This is a genomic window from Agrobacterium sp. B1(2019), assembly GCF_008274755.1.
GTDB lineage: Bacteria > Pseudomonadota > Alphaproteobacteria > Rhizobiales > Rhizobiaceae > Agrobacterium > Agrobacterium salinitolerans.
In genome coordinates, this window is the sequence record NZ_VTPB01000001.1 from 358,093 (window position 1) to 384,910 (window position 26,818).

Annotated in this window: 23 protein-coding genes; 13 read left to right on the plus strand and 10 right to left on the minus strand. The window is 59.3% G+C overall.

Annotated elements, in window-relative coordinates; translation table 11 throughout:
* Window positions 1-36: 36 nt before the first annotated feature.
* Window positions 37-1,020 carry a polysaccharide deacetylase gene (locus AGR1_RS01785; protein WP_080790014.1) on the minus strand — a complete coding sequence of 328 codons (984 nt, stop codon included), beginning with the start codon at window positions 1,018-1,020 and terminating at the stop codon, window positions 37-39.
* 149 nt (window positions 1,021-1,169) lie between these two features.
* Here AGR1_RS01785 and AGR1_RS01790 point away from each other — a divergent pair, with 149 nt between their 5' ends.
* From AGR1_RS01790 to AGR1_RS01805, 4 genes are all read left to right on the plus strand, one after another.
* Entirely contained in the window at window positions 1,170-1,754 is a 585-nt protein-coding gene (locus AGR1_RS01790; protein WP_149146021.1) for an NnrU family protein, read from the plus strand.
* Window positions 1,755-1,909: 155 nt separating this feature from the next.
* Complete coding sequence (locus tag AGR1_RS01795; protein ID WP_080790018.1) at window positions 1,910-2,581, plus strand: tetratricopeptide repeat protein; 672 nt, start codon at window positions 1,910-1,912, stop codon at window positions 2,579-2,581.
* 133 nt (window positions 2,582-2,714) lie between these two features.
* Window positions 2,715-4,145, plus strand: a complete 1,431-nt coding sequence (gene der, locus AGR1_RS01800; protein WP_149146022.1) for a ribosome biogenesis GTPase Der — start codon at window positions 2,715-2,717, stop codon at window positions 4,143-4,145.
* Between the two features lie 100 nt (window positions 4,146-4,245).
* Window positions 4,246-4,854: a DUF2026 family protein gene (locus AGR1_RS01805; RefSeq protein WP_149146023.1), complete on the plus strand. Its 609-nt coding sequence runs from the start codon at window positions 4,246-4,248 to the stop codon at window positions 4,852-4,854.
* A 177-nt stretch (window positions 4,855-5,031) separates the two neighbouring features.
* On the opposite strand, the gene AGR1_RS01810 is transcribed toward AGR1_RS01805, so the two are convergent.
* Window positions 5,032-6,081: a bifunctional monoglucosyl/glucuronosyl diacylglycerol synthase gene (locus AGR1_RS01810; protein WP_149146024.1), complete on the minus strand. Its 1,050-nt coding sequence runs from the start codon at window positions 6,079-6,081 to the stop codon at window positions 5,032-5,034.
* A gap of 245 nt (window positions 6,082-6,326) precedes the next feature.
* Complete coding sequence (locus tag AGR1_RS01815; RefSeq protein ID WP_187772021.1) at window positions 6,327-7,247, minus strand: sugar kinase; 921 nt, start codon at window positions 7,245-7,247, stop codon at window positions 6,327-6,329.
* A 155-nt stretch (window positions 7,248-7,402) separates the two neighbouring features.
* On the opposite strand from AGR1_RS01815, the gene AGR1_RS01820 reads away from it, so the two are divergent.
* Window positions 7,403-9,067: an alpha-glucosidase family protein gene (locus AGR1_RS01820; protein ID WP_149146025.1), complete on the plus strand. Its 1,665-nt coding sequence runs from the start codon at window positions 7,403-7,405 to the stop codon at window positions 9,065-9,067.
* Window positions 9,064-9,519, plus strand: a complete 456-nt coding sequence (gene aac(6') / locus AGR1_RS01825) for an aminoglycoside 6'-N-acetyltransferase (protein ID WP_149146026.1) — start codon at window positions 9,064-9,066, stop codon at window positions 9,517-9,519. Before AGR1_RS01820 ends, aac(6') begins: the two co-directional genes overlap by 4 nt.
* A 141-nt stretch (window positions 9,520-9,660) precedes the next feature.
* On the opposite strand, the gene ade is transcribed toward aac(6'), so the two are convergent.
* On the minus strand, window positions 9,661-11,355 hold the full coding sequence (ade, locus tag AGR1_RS01830; protein WP_080790031.1) for an adenine deaminase: 1,695 nt from the start codon (window positions 11,353-11,355) through the stop codon (window positions 9,661-9,663).
* Window positions 11,356-11,627: 272 nt separating this feature from the next.
* On the opposite strand from ade, the gene AGR1_RS01835 reads away from it, so the two are divergent.
* The gene (locus AGR1_RS01835; RefSeq protein ID WP_080790032.1) at window positions 11,628-12,575 is read left to right on the plus strand and encodes an HD-GYP domain-containing protein; all 948 of its coding nucleotides are present in this window, start codon (window positions 11,628-11,630) and stop codon (window positions 12,573-12,575) included.
* Here AGR1_RS01835 and AGR1_RS01840 read toward each other — a convergent pair.
* On the minus strand, window positions 12,572-13,081 hold the full coding sequence (locus AGR1_RS01840) for a GNAT family N-acetyltransferase (RefSeq protein ID WP_080790034.1): 510 nt from the start codon (window positions 13,079-13,081) through the stop codon (window positions 12,572-12,574). The two genes, AGR1_RS01835 and AGR1_RS01840, sit on opposite strands and share 4 nt — an antisense overlap.
* Window positions 13,081-15,270: an anthranilate synthase gene (locus AGR1_RS01845; protein WP_149147259.1), complete on the minus strand. Its 2,190-nt coding sequence runs from the start codon at window positions 15,268-15,270 to the stop codon at window positions 13,081-13,083. Before AGR1_RS01845 ends, AGR1_RS01840 begins: the two co-directional genes overlap by 1 nt.
* A 336-nt stretch (window positions 15,271-15,606) precedes the next feature.
* Here AGR1_RS01845 and AGR1_RS01850 point away from each other — a divergent pair, with 336 nt between their 5' ends.
* Window positions 15,607-16,530: an extensin family protein gene (locus AGR1_RS01850; protein WP_149146027.1), complete on the plus strand. Its 924-nt coding sequence runs from the start codon at window positions 15,607-15,609 to the stop codon at window positions 16,528-16,530.
* A gap of 56 nt (window positions 16,531-16,586) precedes the next feature.
* On the opposite strand, the gene AGR1_RS01855 is transcribed toward AGR1_RS01850, so the two are convergent.
* Window positions 16,587-18,827 carry a TonB-dependent hemoglobin/transferrin/lactoferrin family receptor gene (locus AGR1_RS01855; RefSeq protein WP_149146028.1) on the minus strand — a complete coding sequence of 747 codons (2,241 nt, stop codon included), beginning with the start codon at window positions 18,825-18,827 and terminating at the stop codon, window positions 16,587-16,589.
* A 342-nt stretch (window positions 18,828-19,169) separates the two neighbouring features.
* Here AGR1_RS01855 and AGR1_RS01860 point away from each other — a divergent pair, with 342 nt between their 5' ends.
* Complete coding sequence (locus tag AGR1_RS01860) at window positions 19,170-19,691, plus strand: TIGR00645 family protein (RefSeq protein ID WP_080790041.1); 522 nt, start codon at window positions 19,170-19,172, stop codon at window positions 19,689-19,691.
* Between the two features lie 100 nt (window positions 19,692-19,791).
* The gene (locus AGR1_RS01865; protein ID WP_149146029.1) at window positions 19,792-20,508 is read left to right on the plus strand and encodes a LuxR C-terminal-related transcriptional regulator; all 717 of its coding nucleotides are present in this window, start codon (window positions 19,792-19,794) and stop codon (window positions 20,506-20,508) included.
* A gap of 30 nt (window positions 20,509-20,538) precedes the next feature.
* On the opposite strand, the gene AGR1_RS01870 is transcribed toward AGR1_RS01865, so the two are convergent.
* The 3 genes from AGR1_RS01870 to AGR1_RS01880 form a co-directional block, all read right to left on the minus strand.
* Window positions 20,539-21,690, minus strand: coding sequence for a DUF2333 family protein (locus tag AGR1_RS01870; RefSeq protein ID WP_149146030.1), 1,152 nt, complete (start codon window positions 21,688-21,690; stop codon window positions 20,539-20,541).
* Window positions 21,691-21,927: 237 nt separating this feature from the next.
* Complete coding sequence (locus AGR1_RS01875; RefSeq protein WP_149146031.1) at window positions 21,928-22,380, minus strand: pseudoazurin; 453 nt, start codon at window positions 22,378-22,380, stop codon at window positions 21,928-21,930.
* Window positions 22,381-22,493: 113 nt separating this feature from the next.
* A complete protein-coding gene (locus tag AGR1_RS01880) occupies window positions 22,494-23,075 on the minus strand; it encodes a thymidine kinase (protein WP_149146032.1) in 582 nt (193 codons plus the stop codon).
* A gap of 252 nt (window positions 23,076-23,327) precedes the next feature.
* Between AGR1_RS01880 and AGR1_RS01885 the strand changes: the two genes are divergently transcribed.
* From AGR1_RS01885 to choV, 3 genes are all read left to right on the plus strand, one after another.
* On the plus strand, window positions 23,328-24,281 hold the full coding sequence (locus tag AGR1_RS01885) for a choline ABC transporter substrate-binding protein (protein WP_149146033.1): 954 nt from the start codon (window positions 23,328-23,330) through the stop codon (window positions 24,279-24,281).
* Between the two features lie 285 nt (window positions 24,282-24,566).
* Complete coding sequence (gene choW / locus AGR1_RS01890) at window positions 24,567-25,418, plus strand: choline ABC transporter permease subunit (protein ID WP_077981628.1); 852 nt, start codon at window positions 24,567-24,569, stop codon at window positions 25,416-25,418.
* Window positions 25,415-26,461, plus strand: coding sequence for a choline ABC transporter ATP-binding protein (gene choV, locus AGR1_RS01895; RefSeq protein WP_080790052.1), 1,047 nt, complete (start codon window positions 25,415-25,417; stop codon window positions 26,459-26,461). Before choW ends, choV begins: the two co-directional genes overlap by 4 nt.
* Window positions 26,462-26,818 lie beyond the last annotated feature (357 nt).

Sequence of the window (26,818 nt, forward strand, 5' to 3'; positions counted from 1 at the left end):
GGCCAATTGGCCGCCTTTTTCATAAGTTCAGAGGTTTCACCCCTCGGTCTTCTGCTTCCTGCGCGCCTCGATCATCGGCATCGCCTCGGCATAGCTCACGCAGGCGACATCCTGCCTGCCGCAGACTTCGCGCAGCAGCCGCTCATAGGCGTTCCAATAGGCGCCGCCGTTCATCTTCACGAAGTGAAAGCCCATCTGTAGCGGAATGCGCTCGCCATTATATTGCCTGTCGAATGCATTGCGGAAGGCGGCATAGGCGCGCTCCTCGAATTCTTTCGCGCGATCCGGCGTTTCGACGCCGATGGAGTGGCGGATGAAGAGATTGTAGTCCATGGCGATGATCGGGCGGTTGCCCGGACCTTCCGGAATGAGCGGCAGGCCGAAATGCTCTATGCCGTCGCGCTCCACCGGCCATTCCGGCCCCTTGGTGATGCTGGTGGCGTCATAAACGAAACGGTGCTTTTTCTGCGCTTCGGTCAGCGCCGGACCCTGTGAGAGATAGGGCGCACGGAAACCGTTGATGTTTTTGACCATCTCGCGCCAGCCTTCGGGCTCCTCGCCTTTCTTGCCGATCATCTGCCAGGCATTTTCCAGGGTGCTGGTGAAGGTGGTGAATTCGCCGTCCCATTGTTCCGCAGTCCACTGGCCGCCATCGAAATGGCCGCAGGTGTGGTTGCCAATCTCGTGACCCTCGCGATAGGCCGCCCAGATGTTTCTGAGCCTTGCCTCCACCTCTTCCGGCGATTGGCCGAAACCGACGTTGGAGCGGCCGGCCTTTTGGCCAGGTCCCTGATAGGTCTTGGCGCTGGTCTTCCTATCCATCACCAGCGTGCAGGCGAGGAAATAGGTGAAATGCGCGCCGACTTGCTTGCCCGTCGCCCGGCTTCTTTCCCACAGCGTATTGTCGCCCGCACCGTCGAAGGAGACGATGACGAGCTGCTTCGGCTTCTGCGTCTCCTGCGCTAAAGCGGGAAGGGCGGCGAGAAGCGACAGGGAAAAAGCGGTAAATGGGCGAAACATCAGTTATCCGTCATATGAAACACCGTGGCCTTTTGCGGGTGGAATAAGGCGAAGCTTTGAAGTGGCTGGCGTTTTCATGGCTTTCGGCCTAATTCCTGTTCTTAACCGCGGTGATAGGGCCGCTTCGTTCCACCGGGGGACCGTGTTCCATGCTTTTTCTCGTACTCTGTCTTGCCTTGTTCCTGCTGACCCACCTTTTGAAGGTGGTCGCGCCGCAATTTCGCGCCCGCATGATCGCGACGATGGGCGAAGGCCCCTTCAAGGGCGTCTATTCCGTTGTCAGCCTCGTCACGCTCGGCCTCGTCATCTATGCCTTCGGTGAAGCAAGGCAGGAGACCGGCATGTTGTGGTATCCGCCGGTCTGGATGAGCCATATCGCCGTCACCCTGATGCTGCTCGCGATGATCTGTCTTGTCGCCAGCCTCATCCCGGCTGGCCATATCGCAACGAAGACGAAACATCCGCTCATCCTCTCGGTCAAAATCTGGGCGCTGGCGCACCTTCTGGCCAATGGCGAGACGTCGTCCATTCTTCTTTTCGCATCGTTTCTCGCCTGGGGCGTGGTGATGCGGATTTCGTTGAAGCGCCGGGAGCGAGCGGGTGACAAAGTGGTCCGGGACTTCGTTTCAAGCCGCTACGATCTGGTGGCCGTTGTCGGCGGCATCGTTCTGTGGGGTGCTTTCATCCTGAAACTGCACGAATGGTTGATCGGCGTTCAGCCTATCGCCATGTAGGAAATCAACGTTTCCCCCTTACATATCAGGCAAAATAGGCTAGAAGGCCGACCATGACCCGGTTGGCCTGATGTTTGCTGACCCGGGTAAGCGGCTTGGTATGTCCGCGAACGGATGGATCGGTGACGATCTCCGCGCGGGTAACGGAGAATTTGATGGCAAACGAAAATGATACCTTTATCCGCGAAGTGAACGAGCAGATCCGTTCCGAGCAGCTGTCGCGCTTCTGGGGCCGTTACGGTATCGTGGTCGTGGGTGCGGCCGTTCTGGTGGTTCTCGGCGCCGCCGGTGCCGGTATCTACGAATACTGGAACACCAGCCGCGCTTCCAATTCGGGCGATCAGTTCCTTGCGGCGCTGAAGCTCGCTTCGGAAAACAAGACGGATGATGCGCTGAAGGCCCTTGCCGATCTGGAAACCTCCGGTCACGGCAATTATCCGGTTCTGGCGAAGTTTCGTTCGGCCACGCTGCTGTCGCAGAAGGGTGACGCGGCCGGCGCCATCGCCGCTTTCACCGCCATCGGCAACGACACCTCCGCGCCGCAGGTCTTCCGCGATACCGCCAAGGTGCGCGCGGCCTGGCTGCTGGTGGACAATGGCACTTATGACCAGGTCGCGGCGCTGGCGGAGCCGCTCAGCGCTGAGGGCCAGACAATGCGCGCTTCCGCCCGCGAAGCTCTGGGTCTCGCCGCCTACAAGGCCGGCGATTTCGCCAGGGCCAAACAATGGTTCGAGCAGATCGTGAGCGACGCGCAGGCGCCGCGCAACGTGACGAACCGGGCGCAGATCATGCTCGACAATATCACCGCTTCGGGCAAGGCTGCTTAAAGCCGATTTTCCGAGCCAGATCGCCTCGGCATATCTTCGCATTGCCAAAGCGATCCAACTCATTATTTTACGCATGTCCTTTGCCCAAAACAGGTAGTGTTTTGGGCAGACTTGCTTCAAGGAACCAGGATCAATGAGCTTCACCGTCGCCATAGTCGGGCGCCCCAATGTCGGCAAGTCCACGCTTTTCAACCGTCTGGTTGGAAAGAAGCTGGCGCTGGTGGACGATACGCCGGGCGTGACCCGTGACCGTCGCCCCGGCGAGGCGAAGCTGGTCGACCTGCGTTTCACCATCATCGATACCGCCGGTCTGGAGCAATCCGGGCCGGAAACGCTTCAGGGCCGCATGTGGGCGCAGACCGAAGCGGCGATTGACGATGCCGATGTGACGCTGTTCGTTGTGGACGCCAAGGCGGGCCTGACGCCGGCCGACGAAACGTTGGCGGAAATGTTGCGCCGTCGCGGCAAGCCGGTGGTGCTGGTGGCCAACAAGTCCGAGGCGCGCGGTTCCGATGCCGGTTTCTACGATGCCTTCACGCTCGGTCTCGGCGACCCTTGCCCGATTTCGGCCGAACACGGTCAGGGCATGATCGACCTGCGTGACGCCATTGTCGAGGCAATCGGCGAATACGCCGCTTTCCCGCCTGAGGTGGATGAGGCGGAGACGGATATCGTTCTGCCGCGCAGCGAACCGGGCAGCGAGGACGAAGAAGACGAAGAGCCGGTTTACGATGAGACCAAGCCGCTGCGCGTCGCCATCATTGGCCGGCCGAATGCGGGTAAGTCGACGCTGATCAACCGTTTCCTCGGTGAAGACCGCCTGTTGACCGGCCCGGAAGCCGGCATCACCCGCGACAGCATCTCGGTCGAATGGGACTGGCGCGGCCGTACCATCAAGATGTTCGACACGGCCGGCATGCGCCGCAAGGCCAAGGTGACGGAGAAGCTGGAAAAGCTCTCGGTGGCGGATTCGCTGCGCTCGATCCGTTTTGCGGAAACCGTGGTGATCGTGTTCGACAGCACCATTCCCTTCGAAAAGCAGGATTTGCAGCTGGTTGACCTCGTCATCCGCGAAGGCCGCGCCGCTGTGCTCGCCTTCAACAAGTGGGATCTGGTCGAAGACCCGCAGGCCTATCTGGCCGATCTGCGCGAAAAGACCGAGCGGCTTCTGCCGCAGGCGCGCGGCATTCGCGCCGTGCCGATTTCCGGCCAGACGGGTTATGGCCTCGACCGGCTGATGCAGAACATCATCGATACCGACAAAATCTGGAACCGCCGCATTTCCACGGCCCGTCTCAACCGCTGGCTGGATGCGCAGACCACGCAGCATCCGCCGCCGGCCGTCTCCGGCCGCCGCCTGAAACTGAAATATATGACGCAGGTAAAGGCCCGCCCGCCGGCCTTCATGATTTCCTGCACCCGACCGGAATCTATTCCGGAAAGTTATACGCGTTATCTGGTGAATGGTCTGCGCAAGGATTTCGACATGCCGGGTGTGCCGATCCGGGTGCATTATCGGGGTTCGGATAATCCGTTCGAGAGCAAGGCGAAGAAGAGGCGATGATCTGACGCTGGGCGTCGCGGCAACTTTCTTCTCCCCCCTCGGGGAGAAGAAACAAGCGGCGGACGCTCATCCAACGCCTTGTTTTGAAGAGTAAAAGACCATGCTGATCAAGCAGACCGACTATCACCGGATTTACCGCGTCATCAACAGCCTGCTCATCAGCCAAAATGCCGATCCCGCTTCGGCTTCGATGTATTTTCGCACTTTCGGCGCATTCATCCTCAAGCAGCATTACAAGGTTAAAGCGGTGCCGAAGGGCGGGCTTGCCGCCTATAATCTCGGCGGAACGGTTCTCCTGTTCGCAGATCATCGCGAAGATGGTTATGTGACTGGTGCGGGTGAGAATTTCCATTGCTGGGTCGAGGCTGACGGCTGGGCGATCGATTTCATGGCGCCTGCCTTTTCCGAGGGTCCCGATGCGCTTGCGGTGCCGGCAAAGATGTTCCAGCGGCCGCTGTCTGCCATGGCGGCATCCATCAATGATCTCGGCCAATCCGGCGATTTCTTCTATCGTTCCGAGCCGGAGGCCACGGCCAGACGTTTTGCCGACTGGCACAAACAGGCAATGATCGGCGATATGGCGAGCGTTGCCGCCAGCTGGTTCCGCAAATCCCCCAAGCAGATGTCCGCATCGCTTTCGGTGACGGATAAGGACGGCAAACCACGGACTGTGCCGCTTTCCGGGCAACCACTCGCTGGTGCGTGGTAAATAGTTGGCGTTTCGGGAAACAGGACGGCCAGCGTAATCTCGCGGCAGCCACCTGACGTCAATCAGCAGCCCGACCCCGTTCTAAAGATAACGGCAGTCGCGTCCTGATCGCCTTGTGACATTCCCGTCATGTTTCGTCCACTGGCCCTGCGCAAAAAAACCGGGGATGCCCTGCCTTCAGGCAAGCTGCGAACGGGACAGAAGCGGCAGAGATTTTCCGGCGGCGTGGATGACGTTGTCGAGGAATTGTTTGGAGGCCTTTTCCCAGCTGTAGCTTTTGGAAAGCGCCAGCGCCTCCTGCGGCGAACAATGAAGCGCCGCGAGACAGGCATCGCGAAGATTATTGTCCAGTGCGCCGGCGGCCGGGTTGCCGCCGAGAATGTCGATCGGCCCGGTGACGGGGAAGGCGGCCACGGGCACGCCGCTTGCGAGCGCTTCCAGAATGGTGTTGCCGAACGTATCGGTCTTGGAGGGGAAAACGAAGACATCTGCCTGCGCATAGGCGTCGGCCAGCTCCTCGCCGGTCTTGACGCCGGTGAACAAAACGTCTGGATATTTCTCCTGCAATTCATGACGGGCGGGGCCGTCGCCGATGACGACCTTCGAACCCGGCAGGTCGAGGTCGAGAAATTCCGGCAGGTTCTTCTCCACCGCCACACGTCCCACGGTCATGAAGATCGGTCTTGGCAGATCGAAAGGCAACTTGGTTTTCGGGCGGGGATGGAAAAGTTCGGCATCGATGCCGCGGCTCCAGCGTTTCAGATTGCGCACGCCGCGGGCTTCCAGTTCGGTCTCAAGGCTCGGCGTGGCCACCATGCAGGTGTTGCCGCCATTGTGGAACCAGCGCACGAAGGCGTAGAGCCAGCTTTCCGGGACGGGGAAACGTGCCGCCACATATTCGGGAAAGCGGGTGTGGTAGCTGGTGGAAAACCGCATGCGGTTCTTTACGCACCACCGCCGCGCCATGAAACCCAGCGGTCCTTCCGTGGCGATATGCACAAAGGAGGGCTGGCTTTTTTCAATCTCCGCCGCCACGCGGCGATAACCGGCGACCGACAGGCGGATTTCCGGATAGGTGGGGCAGGGGATGCTGTAAAAACTCTGCGGCGTGACCATGTGCACATCGACGCCGAGCCGCGCGAGTTCGGTATTGGTGTTTTCGATGGAGCGAACCACGCCGTTGACCTGCGGGTGCCAGGCATCTGTGACAATCGTGATTCTCGTCATGAAACACTGATCCTGCTCATCTGCGCGCGGGCGAATCCCCATTGTCCGGCTTCTGCCCGTATATGGGGTGCGCGTGTTACAGGATCATGTCAGGGTCTGTGACGCCGGGGTATCGTGGTTTGCGTTCAAAATTTTACGGTTGTTCTCGCCGCACAGACGCGCGTCGGCTGGATTCCTGTGACAAGCACAGGAATGAGGGAGGCTGGGGCTGCATGCGGAAATCCATGTTCGCCCAGTGTGCGGGCCTATCCCACCAGCGGCAGCAGCTCGGGGCTGATCAGCGCGCCGTGGTGACCGATGACGGTTGCCGCCGCCCTTGCGGCAAAGTTGGCGGCCTCTTCCGGAGAGCTTCCGGTCACATAACGGGCGAGGAAAGCGCCGTTGAAGCTGTCGCCGGCGCTTGTCGTATCCACCACGTCCACGGCCTTCACTGCCGGAGCGTGAGTGCGGCTGCCGCCGAAATCGAGGGTCGCACCCTTGGCGCCGTCCTTCACGACGATGTTTTCAACGCCAAGCGAACGGTATCGGTCGATGGTCGCTTCCACGGAGGCGTCGCCGAAATGGCTCGCCTCATCATCGAAGCTCGGCATGACGAGCGTTGCGGCGCGCGCACCGTTGGAGATGGTTTCGAGCATCGTATCCCTGTCCGCCCACAGGCGCGGGCGGATGTTGGGGTCGAAGACCACCAGCTTGCCCGCCGCCTTGGCGCGGCGCAGTTCGGCGAGGAACGTATCGACATCACGGGCGGAGGCGAGAACGGCGAGCGTGATACCGGAGAAATAGACCACATCGGCACTCTCAACCGTTTTGCGCAGGTGGTCCGCGTCAGTGGCCAGCTGCCTTGCGGCGGCGGCATTGCGCCAGTAGCTGAAGGTGCGCTCGCCATCCTTCAGGTTGATGAGGTAAAGACCGGGTGTGCCGCCCTTGATGCGGCGGATTTTTTCCGTGCCGATGCCGGCATCCGCGATGAAGGTGAGCATGTCTTCAGAGAGAGGATCGTCGCCAAGCGCGGTGAAATAATCGACCGACCAGTCGCCCGGCAGGCAGGCCCGGGCATACCAGGCGGTATTGAACGTATCGCCGGCAAAACCCTTGCGCAGCAGCCCGTTGCCGGCCTGCGAGAGTTCCACCATGCATTCGCCAATCGACAGAAACCGTCCGCCCACGCCGTCATCCTCCCGTTTTTTCCAGCCATGCGGCTTACGACGAGTGCGCGCCGCTGACAAGGGCGGTTGTGGCCGTTTGTGCATGTGCGAAGTTCCGGTTTACGCGGCGGCGACAGCTTTATATTCTCCGGTGAGACGCCCTCAGGAGATCGCCGATGACGCTGCCCCATGCCCCGGTCCACAAACCTCAAGCGCAATCGGACTGGTGGAAGGGAGCGGTGATCTATCAGGTCTATCCGCGCTCCTTTCAGGATACGACCGGCGACGGCTATGGCGATCTTGCCGGGGTAACAAAACGTCTGCCCTATATCGCCTCTCTCGGCGTTGACGGCATCTGGCTCTCGCCCTTCTTCACCTCGCCCATGGCCGATATGGGTTATGACGTTTCCGATTATTGCAATGTCGATCCGATGTTCGGCACGCTAGCCGATTTCGACGCGCTGATGGCCGAGGCGCACCGGCTGGGGCTGAAGGTCATTATCGATCAGGTGATTTCGCACACTTCCGACAAGCATCCCTGGTTCGTTGACAGCCGCGCGAGCCGCACCAACAGCAAGTCCGACTGGTATGTCTGGGCCAATCCCAAGCCGGATGGCACGGCACCCACCAACTGGCTTTCCGTCTTCGGCGGGCCGGCCTGGGAATGGGACGGCGTGCGCAAGCAATATTACATGCACAGCTTCCTCGCCTCGCAGCCGGATCTCAATTTCCACAATCCGGATGTGCAGGATGCGCTTCTCGAAACCGTGCGTTTCTGGCTGGATCGCGGGGTTGACGGTTTCCGGCTCGATACCGTCAACCATTATTTCCATGACAGGCTTTTGCGCGACAACCCGCCGCTTTTCGATGAGGAAAGTTTCGGTCTCGATGCTTCCGACGTCAATCCCTATGGCATGCAGGACCATCTCTACGACAAGACGCGGCCGGAAAACGTGGCCTTCCTGAAGCGTTTTCGCGCGCTGCTCGACGACTATGAGGGCCGCGCCACGGTGGGCGAGGTGGGAGACGGGGCGCGGTCGCTGAAGACGGTGGCGGCCTATACGTCCGGCAATGACAAGCTCAACATGTGCTACACTTTCGACCTGCTGGGGCCGGATTTCAGCGCAAAGCATCTGCGCGCCTCGGTCGAGACCTTCGGCAAGGTGGTGACGGATGGCTGGGTGTGCTGGGCCTTTTCCAACCATGATGTGGTGCGCCACCTCAGCCGTTTTTCCGAAAGTGCGGAGGAGCAGGTGCGCGTGGCGAAGCTTGCCATCTGTGTTCTCGCCAGCCTGCGGGGTTCCATATGTCTTTATCAGGGCGAGGAGCTGGGTCTGACCGAGGCGGAACTTGCTTTCGAGGATCTGCGCGATCCCTACGGCATCCGCTTCTGGCCCGCCTTCAAGGGGCGGGACGGATGCCGCACGCCGATGGTGTGGGAGACAGGCAAGCCGAATGCCGGGTTCTCGAACGCTGAAAAACCCTGGCTGCCCGTGCCCTATGTGCATGCCATGCAGGCCGTGGATGCGCAGGAGCGCAAGCCGGACTCGGTTCTGAACCATTACCGCGCGGTTTTGTCCTTCCGCAAAGGTCACGGCGCGCTGCGCGATGGTGATATGCATTTTATCAAGACCAATCTCGATGTGCTGGCCTTCACGCGCCAGAAGGGCGATGAAAAACTGCTGTTCGTTTTCAACCTGACCCGCGAACCGGTGGAGTTTCCGATACCGAAGGCCATGCGGGTCACCGATATACTGCCGATGCCGGGTTTCGCACCGTTATTCGATGCAGGGATCGTGACGCTCGATGGGCTGGATGTGTTTTGCGGGGTCGTTGCATGAGCGGGCAATTTGTCATCGAGACGGCTGGTGACGCATCGCTCGATGAGTGGTCGCTTCTGCGGCACCGCTTGTGGCCGAATGCTTCACCCGCCGAACACCGGGCGGAATTGCAGGATGTCTCCGACAATGAAGTTGGATTTATTGCCTATGATTCGGCGGGCATGGCCATCGGTTTTGCCGAAGCCAGCCTGCGGCATGATTATGTCAACGGATGCGACACCTCACCCGTGGCGTTTCTCGAAGGCGTTTATGTGGAGGAGTCCTTTCGCAAACAGGGCGTTGCGGCTGCTTTGATTGCCGAAGTAACCCGTTGGGCGACCAGCAAGGGTGTGAGCGAACTTGCTTCCGATGCCGACATTTCCAATGTCGATTCCCACCGCATGCATGCGGCGCTGGGATTTGAGGAAACGCAGCGGGTGGTTTATTTTCGCAAGTCTCTGCCTTTGGATTGAGGGTATAGGTGCAGCAGCAGATGCAGCGATCTCTGCTGATTACGCATCCCGCTTCCCTCATTCCTGTGACAAGCACAGGAATAAGGGGCGCGTCGCGTCTTATGCCCGTTTACCGACTTTCGCCGAGGCATTTTCCGCCAATCAGATCAGCGCAAACCGGTCCACATCCACCATGCCCATGTCGGAAATCTTGAGATGCGGGATGACGGGCAGGGGCAGGAAGGCGACCTGCAGGAAAGGTTCTTCCAGCGTTGTGCCGAGCGCGTAGGCGGCCTTGCGCAGGGTGTGCAGCGTGTCGCGTACCGTCTCGTAGGGTTCGAGGCTCATCAGCCCGGCGACGGGCAAAGCGATCTCGCCCGTCACCCGGCCGTCTTCCACCACCACGAAGCCACCCTTGATTTCGCCGAGCCGGTTGGCGGCCAGCGCCATGTCGTCTTCGCTCACGCCGACGACGCAGATATTGTGGCTGTCATGGCCGACGGTGGAGGCGATGGCGCCTTTCTTCAGGCCGAAACCCTGAACGAAACCATTGGCGTGATTGCCGTTCTTGCCGTGACGTTCGATGACGGCGACCTTGATGATGTCGTTTTCAAGATCGACGGTGGTCTGGTTGCCATCCGTCGGTAGCCTGTAGCGGCGGTGCTCGGTAATGATCTTGCCGGGAAGCACACCCATGACAGGGCTTTCGCCCTCGGTGACCGGCACGCCAAAATGCGAGGCGAGCACGGGTCTTGCCTTGACGCTGTCGAGGCCGACGGGTGCGACCGGTTTGCGCGTGGCAAAAAGAGCGTCATCGACGATCCGGCCGCCGGAAAGCACCATGCTGGCCTTGCAGTTCTGCAGGCTGTCGATGACCACGAGATCGGCGCGCCACCCCGGTGCGACAAGGCCGCGGTCGCGCAGGCCAAAGGCTTTCGCGGCGGAAATCGAGGCGGCGCGGTAGATGGCGAGCGGTTCCACGCCGCTGGCGATCGCGGTGCGGATCATATAGTCGAGATGGCCCTGTTCGGCGATGTCGAGCGGGTTGCGGTCATCCGTGCACAGCGCCAGATAGGGCGAGAGGCGCTCGGTGATGATCGGCATCAGGGCGTGCAGGTCCTTCGAGACCGAGCCTTCGCGCACCAGAATATGCATGCCCTTGCGGATTTTCTCCAACGCCTCAGCCGCGCTCGTGCATTCATGTTCAGTGCGGATGCCGGCGGCGAGATAGCCGTTCAGCGCCGTGCCGGAGAGAAGCGGCGCATGCCCATCAATATGCTGGCCCTGAAAAGCCTCCAGCTTCGCCATGCATACCGGATCCTTGTGGATGACGCCCGGAAAATTCATGAATTCGGCAAGCCCGATGACCTTCGGATGATTTCGGAACGGTAGCAGTTTTTCGATGGGCAGATCGGCGCCAGCGGTTTCAAGGTGGGTGGCGGGCACACAGGAGGAGAGCTGCACCCGGATGTCCATGATGGTTTCCATGGCGCTGTCGAGGAAGAACTGAAGCCCCTCAACGCCCAGAACATTGGCAATCTCATGCGGGTCGCAAATGGCGGTGGTAACGCCATAGGGTAAAACGCAGCGGTCGAATTCATGCGGTGTAACGAGCGACGATTCGATATGGAGATGCGTATCGATGAAGCCGGGAACGACGATTTTGCCGGAAATATCGATTTCCCGCCGACCCTTGTAGTCTCCACATGTGCCAACGACAGTATCGCCGCAAATAGCAATGTCCGAAGCAACAAGTTCCCCGGTCACTAGGTCGAAGAATCGCCCGCCTTTGAGAACCATATCTGCCGGTTCGCGGCCCGTACCCTGATCAATGCGCGTTTCAAGTTTCGAATTCATGCGGCTCTTCTTCGGCTTCTGGTTTGCGTCATATGCGAGAATTTTCAGTATTTACATTCTTAGGTTGTTTCTTGATGTATTCGTATTGATTCTTCGTGTTTTAAATATATCCTGAGTAAATAATTTTCATATTCGTGCTATCTTATGTTCAGTGTTGCATATTTGAATATTTTAACGGGCTTATATTTGCCCATCTGGAGGCTGGTTTATGTCGGCCTATTATCAATAGCGGGCCACGTTAACATTCCCGGGAAGGAAAATAAAAGCGTCTGATGTTGAAGCGAATTTCCACCCGGCAATTAACTGTTGGCATGTTTATCGAGGCGGTCGAGGGAACCCTGTCGAATCGGCAGGTTACGCAGCGACATCGTTTTCTCCTGCGGCATGAGGATGGGGTGCGCCAGCTGAAAGCAAGCGGTGCGGAAAGCATCGTCATCAATACCGCCAGGGGAAACGATGTCGAGGCAAGGTCGGGCGTTGGCGGACCAGCGTCAATGAAAACGGACAGTTCTTCGGAGACTACCACTGCGGTAAGCCATGCCGTGCGCTCGGCGGCCGATGCGGTTGCGGAAACCTTTGCGGTTGCGGAAACCGGTGGCGGTGTCTCGTTGACAAGCATGGCGGCGGCAACGGGCAAGATTGCCGAAGCGGTGCAGTCGAACCCGGCGATCTTCATCGGGGTCACCCGGTTGAAATCCAAAGACGAAACAACGTTTGTGCACTCCGTCTCCGTCAGCGGGCTGATGATCCTTTTCGGAAATTATCTCGGGCTCGACAGGGCAACTGTCAATCTGCTCGGTATCAGCGGGTTGCTACATGATATCGGCAAGGTGGAAATCCCCTCATCGATCCTCAACAAGGCGGAAGGGTTGAGCGCAAGCGAGCGGGAAATCATCAATCTCCACCCCGCATTCGGCCGAGATATATTGTCGCGCAACGCGCAGATGCCGGAGATGGTGCTCGATGTCTGCTTCAATCATCATGAGCGGATGGATGGCGGCGGTTATCCGAGCGGCCGTGCGGGCAGCCAGATCAGCCTCTATGCGCGTATCGCGGCGATTTGCGACGTTTATGACGCCATCACCTCGGTCAGGCCCTACAAGAAGCCGTGGACGGCGAATGACGCGTTAACCTGGATGCTGCGGCGGGAAGGGCATTTCGACATGCAGCTGCTGAAGAAATTCGCGCTGTGCATTTCCGCCTCGCTGCCGAGGGGTTAGCTGCCGAAGATGATTGCCATGTTGAGGCTGTCGATGTAACGCCCGTCGATCAGAACGGCGTCACGGCCCCGGCCTTCATGCACAAAGCCGATTTTTTCGTACAGCGCAATGGCTCTGGCGTTGTCCGCATGCACGCTCAGCTCGATACGATGAAGCCCGCGTTGACGGGCGGCATCGAGCGCCCGCCGCATCAGCTGCGCGCCAAGTCCCTTGTCACGGTAGGCTGGTAGGATACCCATGCCGAGTGTGCCGCAATGGGCGCGGGTTGCTCTATCCTGGCGGCGAATATCGCACCAGCCGATCACTTCGCCATCGGCAATCGCCACGAATTGTGGATGGTCGTTTTCGATCATGTCGAGAACGAAGGCGCGCACCGCTTCGAGCGGCGGCGCCTCCAGGAAGCTCAGATACTTCCGCTCGCGCGACACCGCATCGAGAGCACGGTGAAAGCTTTCAACGTGCTCTGCCCGGATGGGTTCGATGCTGATGGCGTCGGCAGCAGCCATTACGCGGCTTTCGTCTTCGCCTTGCGGGTGAGATGCACCACCACGTTTTCGATCATCCGCATGCCGGCGTCCTGGCCGAGCGTCATGATCGATTCCGGGTGGAACTGAACCGCAGCCACCGGCTCCTTGGCATGTTCGATACCCATGATCGTGCCGTCCTCGCTTTCCGCGGTGATGATGAAATCACGCAGAAGGGTGGAGGGGTCGGCGAAGATCGAGTGGTAACGACCGACGGTTACTTCCTTGCCGAGGCCGGAGAAAACGAGGCCCGGTTCAAGCACGCGGATGCGAGAGGGTTTGCCATGCATCGGCACGGCCAGCTGGCGCAGCTCGCCACCATAGGCTTCCGCCAGAGCCTGAAGGCCGAGGCAGACGCCGAAGATCGGCAGGTCACGGGCGCGGGCGGCCTTGATCGTCGCCTTGCAGTCGAAATCCGTCGGGCTGCCCGGTCCGGGAGAGAGCACGACGAGATCGGGCTGGAAGCGATCGAACACTTCTGCCGCAACCGGCGTTCTGACGGTGGAGACGGTTGCGCCGGTCTGGCGGAAATAATTCGCCAGCGTGTGCACGAAGCTGTCTTCGTGGTCGACGAGCAGGATCTTAACACCGGTGCCCACCTTGGCGGCGTCGCGCTTGGTGGCGGCGGAGTTTGCGCCTTTTGCATCGCGAATGGCCGATATCATGGCCGACGCCTTCAGTTCGGTTTCGGCTTCTTCTTCCTGCGGATTGGAATCGTTGAGCAGCGTCGCGCCGGCGCGCACCTCGGCGATGCCGTCCTTGATGCGGATGGTGCGCAGCGTGAGCCCCGTATTCATGTCGCCGTTGAAGCCGACCATGCCGATTGCGCCGCCATACCAGGCGCGCGGGCTCTTTTCATGGCCTTCGATGAAGCGCATGGCCCAGAGTTTCGGCGCACCGGTGACGGTGACGGCCCAGGCGTGGCTGAGGAAACCGTCAAAGGCGTCCATGTCGTCACGCAGGCGGCCTTCGATGTGGTCAACCGTGTGGATAAGGCGCGAATACATCTCGATCTGGCGGCGGCCGATGACCTTCACCGAACCCGGCTCGCAGACACGGCTCTTGTCGTTGCGGTCCACATCCGAGCACATGGTGAGTTCGGACTCATCCTTCTTCGAGTTGAGCAGTTTCAGGATCTGCTCGCTATCGGCAATCGGATCGTCGCCACGCTTGATGGTGCCGGAAATCGGGCAGGTCTCGATGCGGCGGCCGGAGACGCGCACGAACATTTCCGGCGAAGCGCCGACCAGATATTCCTGATGGCCGAGATTGATGAAGAAGGAATAGGGCGAGGGGTTGATCGCCTTCAGGCGGCGCGAAATCGCCGACGGATTGCTTTCGCAGCGCTCCATGAACTTCTGTCCGGGAACGACCTCGAAAAGATCGCCGCGGCGGAAGCTTTCCTTGGCCTTCACCACCAGTTCGGAATATTCGCCTGGACGGTGATCGCCCTTGGGCGGGATCGTATCAGTGGTCTTGAAGGGCTCAGGTGTGATTTCGGAGGACTTGCCGTCCGTCGTCACGCCGGCCTTTTCGAAATCGTAGCGGTCGATCCAGGCCTTGGCGGAATAGTGGTCAACGACGAGGATTTCATCCGGCAGGAACAGCACCATGTCGCGCTGGTCTTCCGGCCGCGCCAGCGACAGCTTGATGGCGTCGAACTGGAAAGCAAGATCGTAACCGAAGGCGCCGAACAGGCCGATGGCCGAATCCGCATCCGAATAGAAGAGGTCGACGATGGCGCGCAGTGCGGTGAAGACGGTCGGTATCTTCGAGCGCTCTTCCTCGGTGAAGACGCGGTCCGGCTCGTTGACGGTGAGATCGAGACGGCGTGTGGTGGAAGCGCCAAGCGTGAGATCGGGCGTCGCCTTCAGCTTTTCGGTGATGAAATCGAGCAGCACTTCGCCACGGCCATTATAGGCCTCGATCCACATTTTGCGGCCGAAACAGGAAATGCCGAGCGGCGGATCGATGATGGCCGTATCCCAGCGGGTGTAACGACCCGGATATTCATAGTTGGACGAGAAGACCGCGCCGCGGTGGGAATCGAGCTTTTCGATGTAATTGTCGATGGCGCTGGCATAGTCGGCGGCGCGACGCTTTCGGCTGACCTTGATGCCGCCTTTCGTCTCGTAGGTTTCCGCTCCGTCATCCTGAATGATCGTTACCATTTCTCTCGTACTCATTTTGTCGCATGTCGTTATCGCAAAACCGCCAAGCACTTTTGCGCGCATGCTTTCTGTTGTTCAAGCCCGATGACAGGCGGCAAAATAACAAAAAAGCCGCCTGAAAATTCGGGCGGCTTGGACTTTGTCTGAAGACATGACTGGTCAAGGCCGCGTAAAGCTGCTCCACCACCAGTTAGCAATGTTCATAGACACGATGTTCATGGGAAAATTGTTAGCCTGCGCAATCCGCCTTGGCAAGCGGATTTCGGCAGATGAATGAACCTTACGGGCCACCGCCGCGTTGCTTCCCTGCCGAAATGGTCAGGAGTGCCCCGAAAAATGTTTCATCGCCTGTGTCTTCTGCTAATCCCGCTCGCCTTGATTTCCGCCTCGGAACCACCCGCGCAGGTGCCGGTGCCGCAACCGAAACCGGGTGAGGGGCAACCCGCCACTCCCTCGGAAAAGCCATCGGACGAGCCGCCGCAAAGCCCGGTGGAAGCGCCGAAACCGGCCCCGAAACCGCAGGTCCCGGAAGAGCGGAAACCGGATGACGGCAAGATGCCGGCAGACAAGGGATCCGATGACAGCAAGACAGGCGTCGAAGGCAAGGTGGGTGAGGGCAAAGAGGAGGGCGAACCACGGAAACCGGATGGTGACGCCGCAAAACCGGAGGAGAAGCCGCCCGAGCCGGTGAAACCGGAAGATCCGGCCGCGCTTCAGGCGTGCCTTGGCGCGTTGAAGGATATCGGCGCGGAGTTCAGGCAGCTTGAGCCGATCCGCGATGCGGAGCAGGGGTGCGGTATCGAAGCGCCTGTCGAGCTTTCCGTGGTTCTGCCCGGCATCAAGCTGGAACCCTCGGGCACCATGCGCTGCGAAACCGCGCTTGCGCTTTCCCGCTGGACCAAGGAGATGATGTTGCCGGCGGCGGCTCTCGCTTTGCCGGAGAAAAAGGTGACGGCCATCGCCAATGCCTCGACCTATATCTGCCGCAACCGCAACAGCGCGGAAAACGGCAAGATTTCCGAACATGCCAAGGGCAACGCCGTCGATATTTCCACGATCGCCTTCGATAAGGGCGAGCCGCTGGTGATGAAACCGCGCGGCGAGGACGGAACGCCTGAGGGTGCTTTCCAGCGCACGATTACCGCCGCCGCCTGCCTGTTCTTCCGCACGGTTCTTTCGCCCGGCAGCGACGCCACCCATCAGGATCACCTGCATCTCGACGTGCTGGAGCGAAAAGGCGGTTATCTCTATTGCCGCTGATAAAAAAGGGGCGACCCGAAGGCCGCCCCGACTGGAGATGATGTTTCTACCCGGTTTTAGAATTTCTGGGTCAGCGAGATTTTGAAGGTGCGTCCGGCTTCCGTATAGAAGTCCACCGGCTGGTTGACGGTGCTGACGGAATTCGGGTTCACGTCGCGAACGCCGACGGCATTCCAGTATTTCCTGTCGAACAGATTGTAGATGCCGGCCTGGATGCGCAGGCCCTTGGTCTGTTCCGGTTCCCACCAGCCGGTCAGGTTGAAGACGCCGTAGCCGGGGGCGTCGAAGGTGTTGGCCACCCTGTCGTCACGCATGCCGGAGGAGAAGATACCGGTAAATTCCGTGCCCCAGACGTCCTGCTCGTAGCCGATGCCGACGACGGATTTGAAGGGCGCGACCGTGCGAATGAATTCGTTGGTGTCGGTGTCCTTGCCATAGGCGTAAGCGAGCGAGGCATGGGCGAAGAAGCCGTTTGCGAGATCCTTGCGGACCTTGGCTTCTACGCCGGATATTTCGACGTTGTTACGGTTGCGATAGGTGAAGAGCGATCCGTTGCCCCTGCCGCCGAAGCCGGGGAAGAGCGTTGTGGAGGTCGTGTACTGCTCGATGAAGTTCTTGTACTTGTTGTGGAACAGCGTCAGGCTTCCCCTGAGGTCGCCGGAGGCGTAGTTCGCGCCGATTTCGAAACCGTTGCTGGTCTCGGGATTGAGGGCGGAATTGCCGACCACCGCGTAACCGGAGCTGACGTTGGAGAAGTTCAGGTAGAGTTCGTTGATCGTCGGGGCGCGATAGGCCATCGACCATTGGGCGAAGAGTTGCAGTTCCGGCGTGACGTCATAGGTCGCGAGAAGCTTCGGCGAGAAGCGCGAGCCGCTGTTGCCGGTCGGCAGGCCGAAGGTTCTGTAGCCGCTGTTGCTCGAAACCGAGCCGTCCGGGTCGTAGTCATAGGAATCGAAGCGCAGGCCTGGGGTCAGGCGGAAGCCGTTGCCGAAAGCGATCTCGTCATCGAGATAAAGGCCGAGGCTCTTGCCGCTCACGTCAGGCATGTCGGACTGGGAAGAAGAGGTCACGCCGGCCGTGTTGGCGTAAAGTTCCTGGCTGAAATCGGTCGTCATGGCGTTGCCGCCGAAACGGACCGTGTGCTGCACGCCGCCAAGCTCGAAGCCGGATTCAAGGCCGCCGACGATGCCGAAGGCGCTGTTGCGCATGCTGTCTTCGCGAATATAGAGCGAATTATTGGTCAGGCGGTCGCCAGCGCCGGACTCCTTGGAAAGACGCGTCCAGTAGAGCGAGAGATTGGCGGCGTCGATGAAGCCGTCGGTCGAGGGCGCTTCGTATTCGTAATCGAGCGATACGCGATCGCGCTCCGTATCCTCGTAGCCCCGGTAGTCGCCGATCCGGTAGGTCGAGCCTGAAACGCTCACGCCTTGCAACGTTTTCATGTCGCTGCGGTTCCTCAGCGAATAACGCTCGGCCGTCAGCCCGATGCTGTGACCGCCCTCCAGATCCTGCCGGATCTTGAACATCAGGTTGCTTTCGTAGGTGTCGGCGGGGTTTGGCTTGGTGCGGCGTGTTCCGTAGATATCGGCCGTGCCCTTGTTGTCCGTCTCGTTGCCGCGCTTGTAGGAACCCTGGAACAGAACTGACGTGTTCTCGATCTTCTTGGCGACAGCGAGCGATCCGCCAACGCTTCTGTCTTCGCTGTCATAGGTGGTCTTTGCCACACCGCCCCAGTCCTTGCCTTCGCTGATCAGGTCTTCCGGCTCGAGCGTGCGCAGCACCAGCGCGCCGCCGAGAGCACCAGAGCCGATACGGCTGGAATCTGCACCGCGCACCACATCGACCGTCGAGAGCGAGGAAAAATCGAAGCTTGAACTCGTATCGCTAAGGGTGGTGGTTGCCTGACCCTGACGGGCGAAATTGTTGAAATAAGGAACGGGAATATTGTCGATCAAGGTGACGACACGCGCGCCGCCGAGGCCGCGAATGAACAGGCCGCCGGGCCGGCCAGGCTTGGCGTCGACGTAATCGACGCCCGGTTCCGTGCTGTTGCCGAGGTCCTTGATGCTGCCGATGTCTTTTTTGCGGATGTCTTCCGCTGTCGTCTGGCTCGCCAGCGGCGTGTCGGCGGCGGCATTGACGCTTTTGACTCGCTTGCCCTTGACGACGATCCTTTCAAGCGTAGTGGCGCCGTCCGCCTGCGACGCGGCATTCTGTGCCAGGGCGGGGCCGGCAAGCGGCAGAAGAGAGATGGCAGTGCACAAAAGCAGCGCGGAATGCGTGCGCGAAATGGACATTAATTACCCCCAGGTAGGCGCGCGAACGGGCCGCGGCGTGCGAAGGCACGCCGCGCTTGCCGCTGCGGCTGAAACTGTTTTGATTGTTACGGGCGAGCCGATAAGCGAGGACTAAAAAACATGATGATAACTGTCAACATATTATATATGACTTTTCTAATCATGTTTTAAAGCATAACGGCATGTTGCAAAAATATGACGCTTATCCGTTCTCGGACCTGATCGGTGAATAGGTGCGAAAACGCCATGGTATGGTCAAAGTCCGGACATGGCGGCTTGCTAGGATATTTGCAGCCAGTTTACATGGCGGTACAATAAATGGACTATTAATCGGATACGGAAATGAAGTCTCTTGAACTGCTCGTTGAGCGGATCATCCTCTCCAGCCGCTGGCTGCTCGTCGTTTTTTATCTCGGGCTCGTCGCGGCGCTGGCGGTTTATGCGTTTTCCTTCGCGCTCAAGTTTCTGAAAGTTGCCAAGAACGTTTTCACCTATGACGAAGCGGACATGATCCTCGCCATGCTGGGTCTGATCGATGCGGCGCTGGTCGCCAGCCTGATCGTCATGGTGATGATTTCCGGTTACGAGAACTTCGTCAGCCGCTTCGATGACGCCGATGCCGAGGTTTCCTTTCTGGGTAAGCTCGATTCCGGCAGTCTGAAGATCAAGGTCGCGTCGTCGATCGTGGCGATCTCGTCGATCCACCTGCTGCAAATCTTTCTCAACGCCAGTCAATATTCGGACAGCAAGCTGATGTGGTTCACCATCATTCATCTGGCTTTTGTCGTCTCGGCGGTCATGCTCGGTTTCCTGGAAAAACTGATGGCCAAGCCGAAAGGCAAATCCGAAAAGCTGGTGCTTTGATCAGGATGGTCGAGCCGATATGAAGGTCGCAACCCTGTCCTGGCCATGCCGCATGTTTCTCGCTCCGGGCGTTACGTCCCGGGGTGGCGGGGGTGTGTGAATGGTGAAGACGGAGCGTCAGGCCAGGCTTTGCAGCGATCTGTCGGCTGCCGCCGACAAATCCCAATGGCTGGAGGCACTGCGGGAAGTGATGCGCGCCTTCGGTTACGCCTATGTGACCCTGTTGCGGTTGCCCGGCGGCCAGAATGCCTATGCCTTGCCGACGGTTGTCGAAAGCAGCCTGCCCATCTGGGTCGTGAATGCAATGACCAGGGATGGCGCGCTTGGGGACTGTCCCGTCATCAAGCGCGGCGCGTCGTCGATGATGCCGCAATATTGGTCGCTGCAGGATCCGGATATTGCCTGTGGACCGCTGGTGGATGCGGCGGACTCGCTGAGCAGCATGGGCATTACGTCCGGTCTGATGGTGCCGGTACACGGCATGTACGGCAACCGGCATCTGATGAATTTCGCGGGCGATCGCGATCTCCTGCCGCAAGCCGCGCTTAACGAGCTGGGTATGATCGTGCTGCATGCGCTGGAGGTTTATGACCGGCTTTGCCGCACCAACTCAAAAGGTCCGTCGCCGCTGACGAAGCGGGAACTCGATGTGGTGCGCTGGACGGCGCAGGGAAAGACCTCCGTGGAGATAGCCGAGCTTCTGTCCATCTCGGAACATACCGTCAATGCCTATATGAACAACGCCATCCGCAAGCTCGACTGCGTCAACCGCACCCAGCTGGTGGCCAAGACCATACGCCTTGGCCTGATAGACTGATCGATCCTGTCGTTTCCGGCAGGCCTCGCCTTACCGGTCGAGAACCGAACGAAGCTCGACGAGATTCGAGCGCACCCGTAAAACGTAAAATCCCATGGTGGCGAGGTGCGAGGGCATGATCCAGCCGCTTTCCTCACCATTGGAAATGATCGCCGGCTGTATGCGCAGAGCTGCGCGGGTCTGCGACAGTGTGTCGTTCCACAGGTTGGTCAGGTTGCGTTCGCGGATGACCTGCGCGAAGTCCGATCCGGCCGCGGAAAGCACGCCGTAATAACCGTAAAGCTGGCCATAGGCGAACCAGAAGCGGTCGTCGGCGCGGGTATCGAACCAGCCGCCATTATAATTTTCCGAACGTTCGCGCAGAATTGCAGACGTGGAGCCGATATCGCCGGCGATACGGTCGATGAACTGGATGAGGTTGTCGGCGCGGGTATCGAAGACGGCCTTGCAGGCGGCGAGTTCGCCGTTGAAGGCCTGGAAGCTGCGGATGGCGGCGCGATAATAGGCCGGCGTCGGCGTCTTCGGGCCGAAGGGATCGAGACCGAAATACCAGGAATATTCGCTGAACTGCATGTTCCCGCGTGCTTCCTGGAGATTGTTGTTGATGCCGGATGTTCCGCGCACGCGGCCGAGCGTATCCACCAGTTCAACCGAGGTGCGGCGCACGGCCTGGTTTACGCCGCGCTGGAACGACGCCTTGTTGTCCAGAAACGGCGTGCTGTCCCAGTCCATGCCGAAAAGGCCGAGACGATAGAGCAGCATGGACGAAATCCAGGCGTTCTGGTTGACGTTGAAATCGGTGAGATCGGCGGCCGCGTCAACGATGGCCGAACGCTGGCAGACCGGCGCGGATGTGTTGGCGGCGGCGCCCGTTGCGTCGCCCGCAGGGGCGGCGGCCGGCAATTCCTGCCCGGCAGGCACGGTGCGCTCCTCAAGCTTGTAGCGCGCGACGTAGTCCGGGTCGAAATTCGTCCAGACCTGGGTTTGCCAGATGAAATATCCGTAAAAGCCGGCAAGAAGAATGACGATGAGGGCGATCGGGCCCTTGATGAGCCAGTTGCGGCCGCTGTACCAGCCGTGGGCGGCCATGAAGGGCCACAGAAGCCAGGCGACGAGAAGACCGGCGGCCCGGCCGATGGCGCTGAAGGCTGCCTGAATCCAGGCGGTGATCCGGTCGATCATATCGTCATAGTCTCCTCTGCCCGTGGGGCTGGACGCCGGAAGAAAGACCTCGGTCCGCCCGCGCCCTTCGGCGCTTGATATAAGCCGCGGTCATTTACTGTCTTCCAGATATGTCCCGGTCAACCGGGATACAACATGATTGCGAAACTTTTCTCAACCTGCGGTCCGCGCCGGCCGTCATGGCTTTCCACACGGATTGTGGAACAGCGGCCGCCGCGGAACCGAAGGCATATGTGGTTAGAGGCCGAGCTTGGCGATCTCGTCATTCAGGCGGTCGCGCGCCTTTTTCGGCAGTTTGCCGTTCTTGACGGCGTCAAGATTGGCCGGAGCCGCGTCGCCGACGACGACGAGGGCGATCATGCCCATGCCGAGATGCGGTGTGCATTTGACGACGTAGGCGCCTTCCTTCTCGACGGTCACCTTCACCGTCTCGTTCATCTTGCCCTTGAAGTCTGCGACGCCCTCGGGGATCATGTCCTTCACGGCGGCCGCATCATGGCCCTTGTCGACCGCGACGAAGGTGATGATGTCGCCGACGGCGGCCTTGACGGTTGCGGGTTCGAAGACCATCGCCTGGCCGTCGCTGCCCTTGTTGAGCATCTTCACTTCGATTTCGGCAGCAAGGGTGGGAAAGGCGAAAAGACCTGCGAGAATGGCGAGGCCGGCGAATTTGGCAGTTCTGTTCTGCATAGTTTTGCTCCTGAGAGAAAGCACATCCACGCGAATGTGTCGCCGTCGTCTTAGCCCGGGAGCAGGGCGTCCATCTTTGCGGAAAATCAAATGCGGCAACCGGACGCAGATGTTCACTCGCCCTTGAAGGTCTCCACCCAGTGGCGGCGGCAGAAGGAAACATATTTCTCGTTGCCGCCGACATCGATCTGCGCGCCTTCCGTCACGACCTTTCCTTCACTGTCGAAGCGGGCCACCATCGTCGCCTTGCGGCCGCAATGGCAGATGGTGCGGATTTCGCGAAGCTCGTCGGCAATGGCGAGCAGTTCTTTCGAGGCGGGGAAGAGCTTGCCCTGAAAGTCAGTGCGAAGGCCGTAGGTCATCACCGGAATGTTCAGTTGGTCAACAATGTCGGCAAGCTGCCAGACATGGTGTTCGGAGAGAAAGTTGGCTTCATCGACAAAAACGCAGGCGACCGGCGTTTCGGCGGTGAGGGCCGATACTTCGGCGAACAGGTCGGTTTTGTCATCGAAGGTCAGGGCGTCGGAGGACAGGCCGATGCGCGAGGCAACACGGCCGACACCGGCCCGGTCGTCAAAGGCAGCGGTGAAAATCAGCGTGCGCATGCCGCGCTCCTGATAATTATAGGAGGCCTGCAGCAGCATGGTCGATTTGCCGGCATTCATCGTCGAATAATTGAAATAGAGTTTTGCCATTATCCACTCCCGGATTTCCAGCCGATGCTGCATCAAGCGTCTTTTGACGGCGAAGAGGCGGATTGAAAAGTATGGCCATGGGAAAAACACAGATTTCTACGGTCTGTCCTTTTTCGACATTGCACCGCTGGATACCGACATTTTCACGATTTTGTCGCAAACGGTGCGCCAAAGCACGCAAATGCGCGCGAGTTGATTGTGTCCGGCAGATATTGATAATGGCAAGGGAACGAAAAACAGGGAGCAAGCCATATGTTTGCAAATAGAAGCCGCTGTCTGGCCCTGGCCGCAGCAATCTCCTCCATGACGTTCAGTGCGGCCGGTGCTGCGGAACCGGCAAGCTGTGGCACAGTGCGCTTTTCCGATGTCGGCTGGACCGACATCACCGCCACGACGGCGACCGCCACCGTGCTTCTGAAAAGCCTTGGCTATGAAACCGACGTCAAGCTTCTCTCCGTACCCGTTACCTACACATCCCTGAAAAACAAGGACATCGACGTCTTCCTCGGCAACTGGATGCCGACCATGGAAGGCGATATCGCGCCCTATCGCGAAGACAAATCCGTCGAGACGCTGCGGGAAAACCTGACCGGCGCGAAATACACGCTGGCGACCAACGCCAAGGGTGCCGAACTCGGTATCAAGGACTTCAAGGACATCGCCACCCACAGCGCCGAACTCGGCGGCAAGATCTATGGCATCGAGCCGGGCAATGACGGCAATCGCCTGATTCTCGACATGGTGGCCAAGGACAGTTTCGGTCTGAAGTCGTTCGAGGTGGTCGAGTCGTCCGAACAGGGTATGCTCTCCCAGGTGGCCCGCGCTGAAAAATCCGGCGAGCCCATCGTCTTCCTCGGCTGGGAACCGCATCCCATGAATGCGAATTTCAAACTGACCTATCTGACCGGCGGCGACGATGTCTTCGGCCCCAATCTCGGCGGCGCGACGATCCATACCAATGTCCGCAAGGGCTACGTCGAGGAATGCCCGAATGTGGGCGCCTTCCTCAAGAACCTGCAATTTTCCCTGCCCATGGAAAACGAGATCATGGGCAAGATCCTGAATGACGGCCTTGAGGGTGAGGCGGCTGCAACCGCCTGGCTGAAGGCCAATCCGACGGCGATCGAGCCCTGGCTCGCCAATGTCAAGACCAAGGATGGCAGCGCCGACGCCCTGCCTGCCGCCAAGAAGGCTCTCGGCCTCTAAGCCGCAAGACGATGCATGACTGTATCCGGCCTGCGCGGCAGGCCGGATCAGCGGGAAATAACGATGCCCATGCATGACCTTGCCTGTGAATTTTCAGACATTGAAGGTCATGCGCCAGCACTGCGTCCGGCAGTTTTGTTGCCGGCCGTCATTTCTGCATTGGAGCAATCCCGGTAAAACGGGATGACGATGCTCTATTTCTTTGTTGTCTGCGCAATTCCGGAGGCAAAACCGCTCTGCAGTTTTGCCGGAATTGTTTTAGTTCACGAAAGGTATTTTCTTACCGTGGAATGGCTCAGCGCTTCTGAAAACCGCCTGCCCGTCGGCCGATATGCCAAGGAGGCCATCGACTGGCTGACCGGCAATCTCGCTTTTTTCTTCGATTGGCTTTCCTTCATTTTCCAAGGTGTCATCAACGCCCTGCTTTATGTGCTGCAGGCGCCGCATCCGCTTATCATCGTGGCGATCCTGACGGCGCTTTCGGCCTGGACGCGTCGCTCCGTCGGGATGCCCGTCTTCACCGCGCTCGGCTTGCTGCTCATCATCAATCTGGGCTACTGGAAGGCGACGACGGAGACGTTGGCGCTTGTCATCGCCGCCAGCACCGTGTGTATGATCATCGGCATACCCCTCGGCATATTGGCGGCAAGGCGCAAATGGATTTATGCCGGTATGCGCCCGGTGCTGGACCTGATGCAGACCATCCCCACCTTCGTTTATCTCATCCCGGCGCTGGTGCTGTTCGGTCTCGGCATGGTTCCGGGGCTCATCGCCACCGTCATCTTCGCCATCCCGGCTCCCGTGCGGCTTACCCGTCTCGGTATCGTCTCGACGCCGCCGGCGCTGGTGGAGGCGGCCGTCGCCTTTGGCGCCACGCCATCGCAGGTTCTGCGCAAGGTGGAGCTTCCCTTCGCCGCGCCGCAGATCATGGCTGGTCTCACCCAGACGATCATGCTGTCGCTGTCGATGGTGGTCATTTCCGCGCTTGTGGGCGCCAATGGCCTGGGGGTGCCGGTGGTGCGCGCGCTCAATACCGTCAATATAGCCATGGGCTTCGAAGCGGGATTGTGCATCGTCATACTGGCGATCGTTCTCGACCGACTTTTCCGACTTCCCGGCGCGGAGGATGATCTATGAGTGATGCCATCATCTTCGGAAATGTCGATATCGTTTTCGGCAACCGGCCCGATGCGGCTCTGCCGCTGATCGACAAGGGTAGTACGCGTGAGGAGATCAATGCCGAAACCGGGCTGGTGCTCGGTGTCGCCAATGCCTCGCTGTCCGTCAAGGAAGGCGAGATTCTCGTCCTCATGGGGCTTTCCGGATCCGGCAAATCGACGCTGCTGCGGGCCGTCAACGGGCTTGCGCCCGTGGTGCGCGGCAATGTCGGCGTGAAAACCAGTTCGGGTTATGTCGATCCCTATCGCTGCCCTGCGAAAACGTTGCGTGACCTGCGCATGCACACGGTCTCCATGGTTTTCCAGCAATTCGGCCTGCTGCCCTGGCGCAATGTGGCCGACAATGTCGGCTTCGGGCTTGAGCTTTCCGGCGTGCCGGAAGCCGAGCGCAAGCGCATGGTCGCCGAGCAGCTCGAACTGGTCAATCTTTCCGCCTGGGCCGACCGCAAGGTGGGGGAGCTTTCCGGCGGCATGCAACAGCGCGTGGGGCTGGCCCGGGCCTTTGCCACTGGCGCGCCGATCCTGTTGATGGACGAGCCGTTCTCGGCGCTCGATCCTCTTATCAGAAGCCGCCTGCAGGACGAGCTTCTGGAATTCCAGAGCCGGCTGAAGAAAACGATTCTCTTCGTCAGCCACGATCTGGACGAGGCCTTCCGCATCGGTAACCGTATCGCCATGATGGAAGGCGGACACATCATCCAGTGCGGAACGCCGCAGCAGATCGTTAAGCAGCCGGCCACGCCCTATGTCGCGGATTTTGTGCAGAACATGAACCCGATCTCCATGCTGACCGCCGCCGATGTGATGAAAAGGGGCGTGGACGAACGCAATGGGCAGATGACAGTCGCCGCCACCGCCCGTCCGTCATCGCCGCTGATCGATATTCTCGATGCGCTGTCAAAACATTCCGGCGCGATCGGCGTTGTCGACAATGGTGCGATCGTCGGCACGATTTCCGCCGATGAAGTCGTGGCGGGGCTGACGCGTCACCGCAAGAAATAGCGATTCGCCTCTCCCCCAAAAAAGAAAGGGCCTTCCGTCGTGGAGGGCCCTTCGTCTTTTCCGGGAGGTCTCTGCGGCGCAAATTATACCTTCCCACGGCAGCAAAGAATATTTTTTGACCTCACAAGTTATGCATTAAAATAATTACTAATAAAAATCATATTGCAAATTCGGCAAAAATTGCGCAATGTTAATCTAGATTCTTTTGTTCGCTATTAAATTTAAGGTGGTAATAGATTGTGGCGTCAAAATCCGGCATCGAGCGCTGGTATTGAAATGCTCAATTTTTAATCTCGTATTTCTTATGGATGCTATTTCTAATACATACTTTTATTATATTTTTCATAAAATCAGGCG

Bases quoted from the DNA above. Each gene is read 5' to 3' on its own strand.
- AGR1_RS01860 (WP_080790041.1), top strand. From the start codon at position 19,170: ATGAAGTCTCTTGAACTGCTCGTTGAGCGGATCATCCTCTCCAGCCGC.
- AGR1_RS01845 (WP_149147259.1), bottom strand. From the start codon at position 15,270: ATGGTAACGATCATTCAGGATGACGGAGCGGAAACCTACGAGACGAAA.
- AGR1_RS01880 (WP_149146032.1), bottom strand. From the start codon at position 23,075: ATGGCAAAACTCTATTTCAATTATTCGACGATGAATGCCGGCAAATCG.
- AGR1_RS01875 (WP_149146031.1), bottom strand. From the start codon at position 22,380: ATGCAGAACAGAACTGCCAAATTCGCCGGCCTCGCCATTCTCGCAGGT.
- AGR1_RS01840 (WP_080790034.1), bottom strand. From the start codon at position 13,081: ATGGCTGCTGCCGACGCCATCAGCATCGAACCCATCCGGGCAGAGCAC.
- AGR1_RS01805 (WP_149146023.1), top strand. From the start codon at position 4,246: ATGCTGATCAAGCAGACCGACTATCACCGGATTTACCGCGTCATCAAC.
- AGR1_RS01855 (WP_149146028.1), bottom strand. From the start codon at position 18,827: ATGTCCATTTCGCGCACGCATTCCGCGCTGCTTTTGTGCACTGCCATC.
- AGR1_RS01810 (WP_149146024.1), bottom strand. From the start codon at position 6,081: ATGACGAGAATCACGATTGTCACAGATGCCTGGCACCCGCAGGTCAAC.
- AGR1_RS01785 (WP_080790014.1), bottom strand. From the start codon at position 1,020: ATGTTTCGCCCATTTACCGCTTTTTCCCTGTCGCTTCTCGCCGCCCTT.
- choV (WP_080790052.1), top strand. From the start codon at position 25,415: ATGAGTGATGCCATCATCTTCGGAAATGTCGATATCGTTTTCGGCAAC.
- ade (WP_080790031.1), bottom strand. From the start codon at position 11,355: ATGAATTCGAAACTTGAAACGCGCATTGATCAGGGTACGGGCCGCGAA.
- AGR1_RS01835 (WP_080790032.1), top strand. From the start codon at position 11,628: ATGTTGAAGCGAATTTCCACCCGGCAATTAACTGTTGGCATGTTTATC.
- AGR1_RS01870 (WP_149146030.1), bottom strand. From the start codon at position 21,690: ATGATCGACCGGATCACCGCCTGGATTCAGGCAGCCTTCAGCGCCATC.
- der (WP_149146022.1), top strand. From the start codon at position 2,715: ATGAGCTTCACCGTCGCCATAGTCGGGCGCCCCAATGTCGGCAAGTCC.
- AGR1_RS01790 (WP_149146021.1), top strand. From the start codon at position 1,170: ATGCTTTTTCTCGTACTCTGTCTTGCCTTGTTCCTGCTGACCCACCTT.
- AGR1_RS01820 (WP_149146025.1), top strand. From the start codon at position 7,403: ATGACGCTGCCCCATGCCCCGGTCCACAAACCTCAAGCGCAATCGGAC.
- AGR1_RS01850 (WP_149146027.1), top strand. From the start codon at position 15,607: ATGTTTCATCGCCTGTGTCTTCTGCTAATCCCGCTCGCCTTGATTTCC.
- AGR1_RS01865 (WP_149146029.1), top strand. From the start codon at position 19,792: ATGGTGAAGACGGAGCGTCAGGCCAGGCTTTGCAGCGATCTGTCGGCT.
- AGR1_RS01885 (WP_149146033.1), top strand. From the start codon at position 23,328: ATGTTTGCAAATAGAAGCCGCTGTCTGGCCCTGGCCGCAGCAATCTCC.
- AGR1_RS01795 (WP_080790018.1), top strand. From the start codon at position 1,910: ATGGCAAACGAAAATGATACCTTTATCCGCGAAGTGAACGAGCAGATC.